Annotated in this window: 6 protein-coding genes and 1 rRNA gene; 3 read left to right on the plus strand and 4 right to left on the minus strand. The window is 59.5% G+C overall.

Translation table 11 applies throughout. From position 1 onward, the window contains the following. Positions 1 to 155 precede the first annotated feature (155 nt). Genes mksB through mksF form a run of 3 tightly spaced genes read left to right on the plus strand, consistent with a single transcriptional unit; the run spans position 156 to position 4,967 of the window. On the plus strand, positions 156 to 1,433 hold the full coding sequence (gene mksB, locus BM403_RS07945; protein ID WP_012722060.1) for an Mks condensin complex protein MksB: 1,278 nt from the start codon (positions 156 to 158) through the stop codon (positions 1,431 to 1,433). Next, positions 1,423 to 2,130 (plus strand): Mks condensin complex protein MksE, encoded by a 708-nt coding sequence (mksE, locus tag BM403_RS07950; protein ID WP_012722059.1) that lies wholly within the window; start codon positions 1,423 to 1,425, stop codon positions 2,128 to 2,130. Before mksB ends, mksE begins: the two co-directional genes overlap by 11 nt. Further along, positions 2,127 to 4,967: an Mks condensin complex protein MksF gene (mksF, locus tag BM403_RS07955; protein WP_012722058.1), complete on the plus strand. Its 2,841-nt coding sequence runs from the start codon at positions 2,127 to 2,129 to the stop codon at positions 4,965 to 4,967. The genes mksE and mksF overlap by 4 nt, the downstream gene beginning before the upstream one ends. Positions 4,968 to 5,140: 173 nt before the next feature. Here the strand turns inward: mksF and BM403_RS07960 are convergent, their stop codons facing one another. The 4 genes from BM403_RS07960 to rrf all read right to left on the minus strand — a co-directional run bounded on the left by BM403_RS07960 (position 5,141) and on the right by rrf (position 8,982). Further along, the gene (locus BM403_RS07960) at positions 5,141 to 7,444 is read right to left on the minus strand and encodes a PqiB family protein (RefSeq protein WP_093542354.1); all 2,304 of its coding nucleotides are present in this window, start codon (positions 7,442 to 7,444) and stop codon (positions 5,141 to 5,143) included. Next, positions 7,437 to 8,060, minus strand: coding sequence for a paraquat-inducible protein A (locus tag BM403_RS07965; RefSeq protein WP_012722056.1), 624 nt, complete (start codon positions 8,058 to 8,060; stop codon positions 7,437 to 7,439). Before BM403_RS07965 ends, BM403_RS07960 begins: the two co-directional genes overlap by 8 nt. Further along, complete coding sequence (locus BM403_RS07970) at positions 8,047 to 8,706, minus strand: paraquat-inducible protein A (protein WP_093542356.1); 660 nt, start codon at positions 8,704 to 8,706, stop codon at positions 8,047 to 8,049. Before BM403_RS07970 ends, BM403_RS07965 begins: the two co-directional genes overlap by 14 nt. Before the next feature lie 160 nt (positions 8,707 to 8,866). Continuing rightward, positions 8,867 to 8,982 (minus strand): 5S ribosomal RNA (rrf, locus tag BM403_RS07975). Positions 8,983 to 9,028: the final 46 nt, after the last annotated feature.

The raw sequence follows: 9,028 nt of genomic DNA on the forward strand, positions 1-9,028 counted from the left end.
TAAGCACAGCTCGGCCACTTGTGGATAACTAAAGAGCGGGGATTCTACCGCTGTTCGGCAACAATCGCCCACTGCACACTGACCGGCTGTGGATAAATCCCGCGCCCGATGCAGTACAATCGCGACTTTTAATCGCCAACCAGCCGGCCATTCCGATGATCGAACCCAAGCGCGTCTTGCGCGCCCTCGCCGAACACTGGGCCCTGCTTGAGCCACTGTGCGAACACTTCGACCAAGGCACCCTGAGCCTGAGCGAACTGCGCGCGCAATTGGCGGCCCAACAACTGGACAGCACGCCCCAGGACATCACCAGCCTGCTGGACGTGTGGATTCGCCTGGATATCCTGGTGCCTGTCGCCAAGAGCCCGAACCGTTTCGAGCTCAACGCGCAGATCCACGACTTCCTGGCGTATCTTCGCAAGGAGCACCGGCTTGGCCTGTGCCTGGAAATCGAAGCCTACCTGCGCCACCTCGAGCGCTTGGCCGGTTATATCCAGGACGCCTTCGACATCCGTGATGGCCACGACCTGGCCCGCCAGCTGCGCCTGCTCGACATGCGCGTGCGCGACGTGTTGAAAAAACTCGCCAACGACGAACAGGCCCTCGCCGCCGTGGCCGACCGCGCCAAGACCAGCGACCGGCAGATTCCGTTACGCCAGCGTTACGCCGAAGTCCTGGCGACCTGGGACGAATACGTCGAACCGATGATCCAACTGGTGAACGCCGACGGCGCCTTCGAGCAAGGCGTGCGCAAGGTGGAGAACGTGCTGCTGCGCATGCTCACCGAGCAGCAGCGCCTCGGCCACCTGGTGGACGACGACATGCTGCTGCGCACCCACGCGCGCATCCTCGAGATGCAGACCAGCGCCCAGCTGACCCTGCGTCATGCCCGCGAGCTGCTGCTGCCGCTGCGCGAAGAAGCGCGCCGGCATAATGCTGTGACCCGTGGCGCGGCGTTGGCCTTGTCGGCCATCCGACGTAAAGGCCTGGACGCGGTGCCGCAGGCGGCCATGCCGATGTTTACCCGGCCGCAAAGCACCTTCCTCGGCAGTGCCAGCCAGGTCGAGGCCTATGTGTATGCCCTCGCGAACTTCGAGCCGAAGCCGGCGCGTTTCCCCAAGGCGCACAAATCCCACAAGGGCGACGCCCAGCGTGCACCGCGCACGGTCAAGGAAATGCTCGAGCGCTGCGAAGACGCACTGCCGATGCCGGACCTGATGACCTGGCTGCTGGAGCAGGAACCGGACGGCGCCACCGACGAATTGCTGTACTGGTTCTCGCGCCTCTCGCGCGAAAAACGCTTCAAGCGCGAACGCCTGGAACGCCGCGATTACCACACACACGAGCACCAGGTCAGCCTGCGCTCATTCGCCCTGCTCCCGGCCAGCACCGACTCCGCCGAGAATTCTGCGAGCACGCCTTATGCATCTTGATCTATCCGAACTGTCCCAGCTGGCACCGATCTTTCGCGAGCTGTTCAAGGGTTACCACGTCAGCCGCCGCGACCCGGAGCTGTACGCACAACTGTCGAACTTCCAGGACCAGTACCGCACGCTGTTCAAGGCCCTGGGCTTTGAGCTGGTGTGCGATACCCGTGGTTTCTACTACTTCGTGCCGGACTCGGCCATCGCCAGTGCGCAGGTGAACAAGACCGCCCAGCGCCTGGCGTTGTTCACCTTCATCATCGTCGAGCATCTGGCCGACCAGGGCCGCGACCCGATTGCCGTGCTGGATGGTGGCAGCCTGGGCCGTGATGAGTTGCCGTCGCTGCTGGAGAAGTACCGCGACCTGTTTATCCAGGCCGAGGTGCAAACCCAGGAAGAACTCGAAGAGAAAATCATGCGCCGCATGACCCAGCTGGGTTTTGCCAGCGAAGACAACGGCATTTATCGCTTCCTGCCGCCCATGCACCGCTTCCTCGATGTGTGCCTGTCGGTACAACAAGACCGCGACCTCGCAGCCAGCGTGCACAGCGTGTTGCCGCTGCCGGCACCGGTGATCATTGACGAAGACAGCGATGAGAAATTGCTGAAAACCGATGACCCACTCGACTTGAGCGACTTCGCGGATGAAAGCGAAGAAGACGCCCTGGCACGTGCCATTGCCGAAGAACAGGAGACCGACGCATGAGCAAGGAACGCTACGGCATCCGCCGCTTCGCCCTATTGAACACCGCCGGCTACAGCTTGGGCTTGTTCCCGCTGGAAGAACCGCTGTCGGTGTATGGCGCGAACAACCTGGGTAAATCCGCGTCGATCAACGCCTTGCAGTTCCCGATCCTGGCGCGCATGTCGGACATGAGTTTCGGCAAGTACACCCTGGAGCAATCGCGGCGCTTCTACTTCGCGACCGACACCAGCTACATCCTCGTGGAAGTCTCCCTGCCCCACGGCCCGCACGTGATCGGCGTGGTCGGGCGCGGCCCTGGCGGCGGTTTCGGGCACCAGTTCTTTGCCTACGCCGGTAAGCTGGACCTGGCTCACTACCAGAAGAACGACACCTGCCTGCGTCAGAAAGAGCTGTTCACCAACCTGGAACGCGAAGGCCTGAAAGCCTACGAACTCAAGCCGGATGAACTGCGCCGGTTGTTGGTGGGTGGTCATACGTCGATCCCGCTGGACCTGACGCTGATCCCGCTGCGATCCACCAGCGAGCAGAGCCTGAAGACCTTCCGCGCGCTGTTTATCAACCTGCTGCACATGCGCGAAATCACGGCGGCCAAGCTCAAGCAGCTGTTTCTGGATGCGTTTGAACACAGCCTGCGTTCTGGCAGCGTGGATTACATTGCGGCGTGCGAAGAAGCCTTCCGCGATGTGCGACGCATGGAGCAGGACTACAACTCGCTGGTAGCGGCCGGCCCGCTGGTCGAGGCGCTGTCCAATGGCGTTCGCCAGCGCGACGTGTTGCGCGGCAAATTGCATCGCCTGTCGCCACTGCTGGATTCGTTGCTGGGCACCTGGTCGGACTACGCCAGTGCACGCAAAGAAGAGCTGACGATCCAGGCCGAGCACTACCGCAATGAGCAGGACGCGCTGCAGAACGACCAACGTGGCGGCACGCAGGAGCTGATGCGCCTGGAGCGCGAAATCAGCGGGATCCAGCGTTGGTTGGGCGAGCTGTCGGTGCTCAAGCATCGCTTTGCCCTCGTGGATGACGTGAAAGTACTGGAGCAACAGCTGCTGGCGGCCAAGGATGCTCACGATGAATTGGCGGGCGCCCTCGCGCAGTCGCGGCAGTTCAGCGCCGAGGATTTGGACGAGCGTCTGCGCGACCTGGAAAAGCGCTTGAAGTCGGTCAAGCAGCAGCTCGACCACGCCGACAACAACAGCTACGCCAAACTGCGGGAAGAATTCTCACAGCAGGATGTCGAGCGTCTGATGCGCCTGTTCAACAGCTCGTTGTTCAGCCTGCCGTTGGGCGAGCATGGCATCACGCTGGATGAGGACGGCCAGTGGGTCAAATCCCTGGAGCAGATCCTGGATGGCTTCAAGGGCGAGCGTTTTGAAGTGCCGGGGCTGTCCATCGACATCTCGCACATCGAACCACCGGCCTTACAGGCTTTGGCGGATCGCGCTGCGTTGCGCGACCAGAAAGAGCGACTGGAGAAAGAACTCAAGCAGCTGAAAACCCAGCAGGCTGTCGCGTCTGACCGCGCCGCGAGCAAGACCCAGACCGAAGCGCTGTACCAGCAGGTACTTGACGCACAGAAGGCCCTCGAAGACTTCCGCCGCGCACAAACTCTAAGCGCGGAAGAAGGCGAGAAGCTGGAAAACCTGGCGCAGATGGAAGCGGCGCAGGATGAGTTGAAACGCTCCAGCGATGCGTTCACCGAGCGCGTCCAGCAACTGTCGGCCAAGCTGCAACTGGTAGGCCGCCAGATCGGCGATATGGAAGCCAAACAGCGTACGCTGGATGACGCGTTGCGCCGTCGCCAGCTGTTGCCGGCGGACTTGCCGTTCGGCACACCGTTCATGGACCCGGTCGACGACTCCATGGACAACCTGTTGCCGCTGCTCAATGACTATCAGGACAGCTGGCAAGGGTTGCTGCGCGCCGATGGCCAGATCGAGGCGTTGTATGCGCAGGTGCGCCTCAAGGGCGTGGCCAAGTTCGACAGTGAAGATGATGTAGAGCGTCGCCTGCAACTGCTGATCAACGCGTATGCGCACCGCACCGATGAAGCGTTGACGTTGGGCAAGGCACGTCGCGCGGCGGTCACTGACATTGCGCGTACCCTGCGCAATATCCGCAGCGACTACGACAGCCTTGAGCACCAGTTGGCGTTGTTCAACCGCGAGATCAACAAGCGTCAGGTCTCCAACCTGCAGAGCTTCCGCATCGTGTTGGCACCGAACAAGGAAGCGCTTAAGCATATCGACCAGATTATCCACAGTGCCGGTCAATACGAAGAGGGCGAGACCCTGTCGGTGTTCGACCTCAGCCAGAGCGCCGAGCAGGACAACAAGAACGAAGAAGCCAAGGAATACCTCGCGCGCCTGGTGGCTGCCAACCATAACCAGCTGGGCCTGAAGGACCTGTTCGAGCTGGCCTTCGAGATCACCAAGGTGCATGGCCAACCCGTGATCCATACCGACATTGATGGCGCGGCGTCCAACGGCACCACCATGACCATCAAGGCGCTGACCAACATGTACTTGTTGCTGCACTTGATGGACCGCGACCAGGCCGGGCGTGTGCGCTTGCCGTACTACCTCGACGAGGCGGCGGATATCGATGAGAAGAACCAGGCGGCGTTGCTGGAAACCAGCTTGCAGCTGGGCTTTGTGCCGATCCTGGCCAGTGTGAAGCCGCAGGTGTCCGCCCAGGTGGCGATCGACCTGGAAGGCGGTAGCGGGCCAAACGGGATCTATATCGATGAGGCGGATTGGAAGTATATCCGTCGTCATGATGCGGTGAAGGCGACGGTGAATGTGCAGGCGGATGAGCCGGAGTTGGATGAGGTCTGACTTTCTGAGCTGAAATGCAAAAGGCCCCTGGATGAGAATCCAAGGGCCTTTTTTTGTGTTGTTTGTGCCAGTGTCTTCGCGGGCAAGCCCGCTCCCACAGTTAACTGCGTTTATCCTGTAGGAACGCAGTCGAATGTGGGAGCCGGGCTTGCCCGCGATGGCCGCGACTCAGTCTATTTACCGAGTGGAATCTTAGGCGCCCAAGTGAGCCATTCATCTTCGAACTTGTCGAACAGCGGGAAGGTTTGCTGTGGCCGAGCGGCGTTGCCCATGCGCTCGCCGTCTGGGGTGGCGAAGGCGATGCCGCCGGCAACCAGGGTTTCCAGCGATTCGGTGCGTACGGTGGCGCCTTTGAACAGGCCGAAATCGAGGCCAAAACCACTGGTGTTCCAGAAGCGGCTGCCACTGCGTACCAGGGGTGCGTACTTGGGCTCGATCAGGACATGGATGAGTACACGGTCCGCCGTTTGGCCCAACTCGTAACCTGTTACTTTGCCGACGGTAACTTCGCGATAGGTGACCGGTACGCCTTCCTTGAGCGAACCGCGGCGTGCGGCGCTGAGTGTCAGGCTCAAGCCAGCTTCCTGGTGGGCGGCTTCAGGAGGCTGGTCCAGCGCGACAAAGCTCTTTTGCGGGCCAGCGTTTTTCGCAGCCGGCTGCACTTCGATGTATTGCCCGGTAACCAGGGTTTCGAGGTTGGAGGTTTTCATCAGGCCCAGCTCAGGCTTGACTACCCAGAACTGGCTGCCGACGCGCGCAATGCGGTCCGCTACCTGGGTGATACGTGCACTGAGCACTACCGACTGCATATCCGCACTGAGGTCGATACTTTCGATCTTGCCCACGTCCAGGCCCTTGAAGCGCACTGGGGTGCCAGGGCGCATGCCATCGGCGCGGTCGACTTTGATAGTGACCAGAGTGCCATGTTGGTTGGCGGCGTCTCGGTCGGCAAACAGACGGAAACGCGGAATGCGTTTTTTCAGCGGTACGTTCGGTTGCGGGGTTTCAAACGCGATACCGCCGGCCATCAAGCTGGCCAGGGATTCACTTTTCACCTGAATGCCACCGGTGAGCCCACCGGTCAGGGTGACACCGCTGGCATTCCAGAAGCGCGTCGAGCCGTTGACCAGATTTTCGTATTCCTTCTCGATGTGAACGCCGATCACCAACTGTTTGTTCTTGCGCGAGAATTGGTAGCTCTGCACCGAGCCGACCTTGACCTGTTTGTAGAGAACCGGGCTGCCTACATCCAGGGAGCCGAGGTTATCGGTAAACAGCACCATGTGCAGGCCCGGTGAACGCAGGTCCAACGGTGGCGCTTTGGCGCGGGCGATGTACTCGCGTTGTGGTGGAGTGCCTTTGTCACCTGGGCGAATGGCGATGTAGTTGCCTTTGACCAAGGCTTCAAGGCCTGTGATGCCGGCCAGAGAGATAGAGGGTTTGACTACCCAGAACTGGGTGTCCTGAACCAGGTAATCCTCGGCCAAGGGGTCGAGTGTCAGTTCGGCATTGGCACTGGAAAGATCCGGGTTGATTTTCAGGGTCTTCAGGCTGCCAACTTGGATGCCCTTGTACATGACCGGAGTACGCCCGGCCTGCAGACCTTCGAAATCTGCCAGCTGGACCTTCACCTTGATTCCGGCGGCGGCGGCGTCGAAATCTTCGTAGAGCCGGAAAGGCAGGCTTGGATCGGTCGGCGGGCTGTCCTTGCGATTCTCGGGCGTGGCGAAGGCGATGCCACCAGCAACGATGCTGGAGAGCGATTCGCTGCGCACCTTCAACCCGGACAGGTTGGCGTCGATGCTGATGCCACTGGCGTTCCAGAAACGGGTGTGTTTGCGCACGAGGCTGGCGTAGGTCGGTTCGATATAGACCTTGATTTCGACGGTGCTCTGGTCCTCGGAAAGCAGGTAGCTTTTGACTTGCCCAACCTGTATCTGCTTATAGAACACCGGGCTGCCACGGTTGAGCGAGCCAAGACGGTCGGCCTTGACGGTCAGGTGAAGACCGGGCTTGGCGTCGGACAAGGGTGGCTCTTCAGAGAGCGCCTTGAATTTGCGCGAGGGCTCACCGTCGCCTGGACTGGCGGCGATGTAGTTACCCGATACCAGGGTTTCCAGGCCGGTGATGCCGGCAAGGCTGACGCTGGGTTTGACCAACCAGAAGCGGGTATTGGTCTTGAGGTATTGCTCGACGTCCTTGTTCATCTCGATGGTGGCAATCACCCCTCGATTATTACCTTCGTCGTCCAGGGCCAGGGCCTTGACCTTGCCCACCGGCATACCTTTGTAGACCACTTCGGTTTTGTTGACTTGGATACCTTCGCCGCTTTCAAAGCGCACTTGGATATCGATGCCCTGCTGGGAATAGGCACGCCATCCCAGCCAGCCACCAATGATCAGGGCAATCAGGGGCAGCACCCAAATGGCCGACCAATTGGAGGCCGGGCGGGTTTTAGCTTTAGGCAAATCACTCATGGTCGTCGTCCGACTCCGTGTTATCCCAAATCAGTCGGGGATCAAAAGTTACTGCGGCAAGCATCGTCAAGATCACCACACTGGCGAACGCTGCAGCACCGAGATTGGCCTCGACACTGGCAAGTCGTCCAAAATTTACAACGGCCACCAAGATGGCAATCACGAAGATATCCAGCATGGACCAGCGACCGATGAATTCGATAAAGCGGTACATCACAATGCGTTGTTGCGCGGACAGCGGTTGGCGACGCTGCACCGAGAACAGTAGCAGACCTATGCCTACCAGCTTGAACGTCGGTACCAGGATGCTGGCGATGAATACGACTGCCGCAATCGGGAACATACCGTGCTGCACCAGTTGGATCACACCGGCCATGATGGTACTGGGATCACCTTGCCCCAAGGAATTGATGGTCATGATGGGCAGCAGGTTAGCCGGGATATACAAAATCGCTGCCGTGACCAGCAACGCCCAGGTGCGTGTGAGGCTGTTGGGACGGCGGGCATGGATCAGCGCACCGCAACGCGTACAGATCTGCTCATCCGAATCAGCGTCTTGTTTGTTCAATTCGTGACATTCGGTACAAATCAGAATGCCTGCATCAATCGCCCGCATGATCGTCCTCTCCTGAGAGCGCTTGCCAGATCTGGTGGGGCGACATCACCACCTCAAGCAACACCTGAACCATTAGTAGGCTGACAAAACAGACCAGGCCCAGTCCGACTGTGATGGAGGCCATGTCGGCAAGCTTTACGATCGCCACCAGCACGCCCATCAAATAGACCTCCAACATCCCCCAATCCTTCATGTGATGGTAGATGCGGTACAGCAGCAGTCCATAGCTGCGGCCGATGTTCCAACGGATGCTGAGCAACACTGCCAACTGGCAGAGCAGCTTGAGCAACGGAATGCCCATGCTGCACAGGAACACCACCACAGCCACGCCTTGCATGCCTGTATCGAAAAGGCCAACAACGCCGCTCCAGACGGTGTCTTCAGAGGACTGCCCGAGTAGATTGAGCTGCATGATGGGTAAAAAGTTCGCGGGGATGTACAGCAACAGTGCCGCAAGTACCACGGCAAGGCTACGTTCAACGACATTGTGGCGGTGAGCGTACAGCTCGTAACCGCAACGGGGGCATTGGGCTTTTTCGCCGAGGGCGAGCACTGGCTTGCGCATCAGCAAGTCGCACTCGTGGCATGCCACCAGGTCGTCCAGTGGTAAATCCGACACCTCAAGGGCATCAACCGGATCGGGCATAGATAGGGCTCGGACTCTAAAAAAGGTTAGGTGCCTATTCTAGTGGTCTAGTTCAGAAATAACTGTGCAAATTTGTCAGGGGATCAAGTGTTGGTTTTGGGTTTTCGACCGCCCAAAACAAAACCCCATCTGCTTTCGCAGATGGGGTTTCGGAATTTAATCTTGACGATGACCTACTCTCACATGGGGAAACCCCACACTACCATCGGCGATGCATCGTTTCACTACTGAGTTCGGGATGGGATCAGGTGGTTCCAATGCTCTATGGTCGTCAAGAAATTCGGGTACTGAGTCGTGGCCAGCTGGCCTCGCTTCAGCAAAT

Source organism: Pseudomonas sp. OV546 (genome assembly GCF_900116845.1).
Classification (GTDB): Bacteria; Pseudomonadota; Gammaproteobacteria; order Pseudomonadales; family Pseudomonadaceae; genus Aquipseudomonas; species Aquipseudomonas petroselini.

Bases quoted from the DNA above. Each gene is read 5' to 3' on its own strand.
- mksB (WP_012722060.1), top strand. From the start codon at position 156: ATGATCGAACCCAAGCGCGTCTTGCGCGCCCTCGCCGAACACTGGGCC.
- mksE (WP_012722059.1), top strand. From the start codon at position 1,423: ATGCATCTTGATCTATCCGAACTGTCCCAGCTGGCACCGATCTTTCGC.
- mksF (WP_012722058.1), top strand. From the start codon at position 2,127: ATGAGCAAGGAACGCTACGGCATCCGCCGCTTCGCCCTATTGAACACC.
- BM403_RS07960 (WP_093542354.1), bottom strand. From the start codon at position 7,444: ATGAGTGATTTGCCTAAAGCTAAAACCCGCCCGGCCTCCAATTGGTCG.
- BM403_RS07965 (WP_012722056.1), bottom strand. From the start codon at position 8,060: ATGCGGGCGATTGATGCAGGCATTCTGATTTGTACCGAATGTCACGAA.
- BM403_RS07970 (WP_093542356.1), bottom strand. From the start codon at position 8,706: ATGCCCGATCCGGTTGATGCCCTTGAGGTGTCGGATTTACCACTGGAC.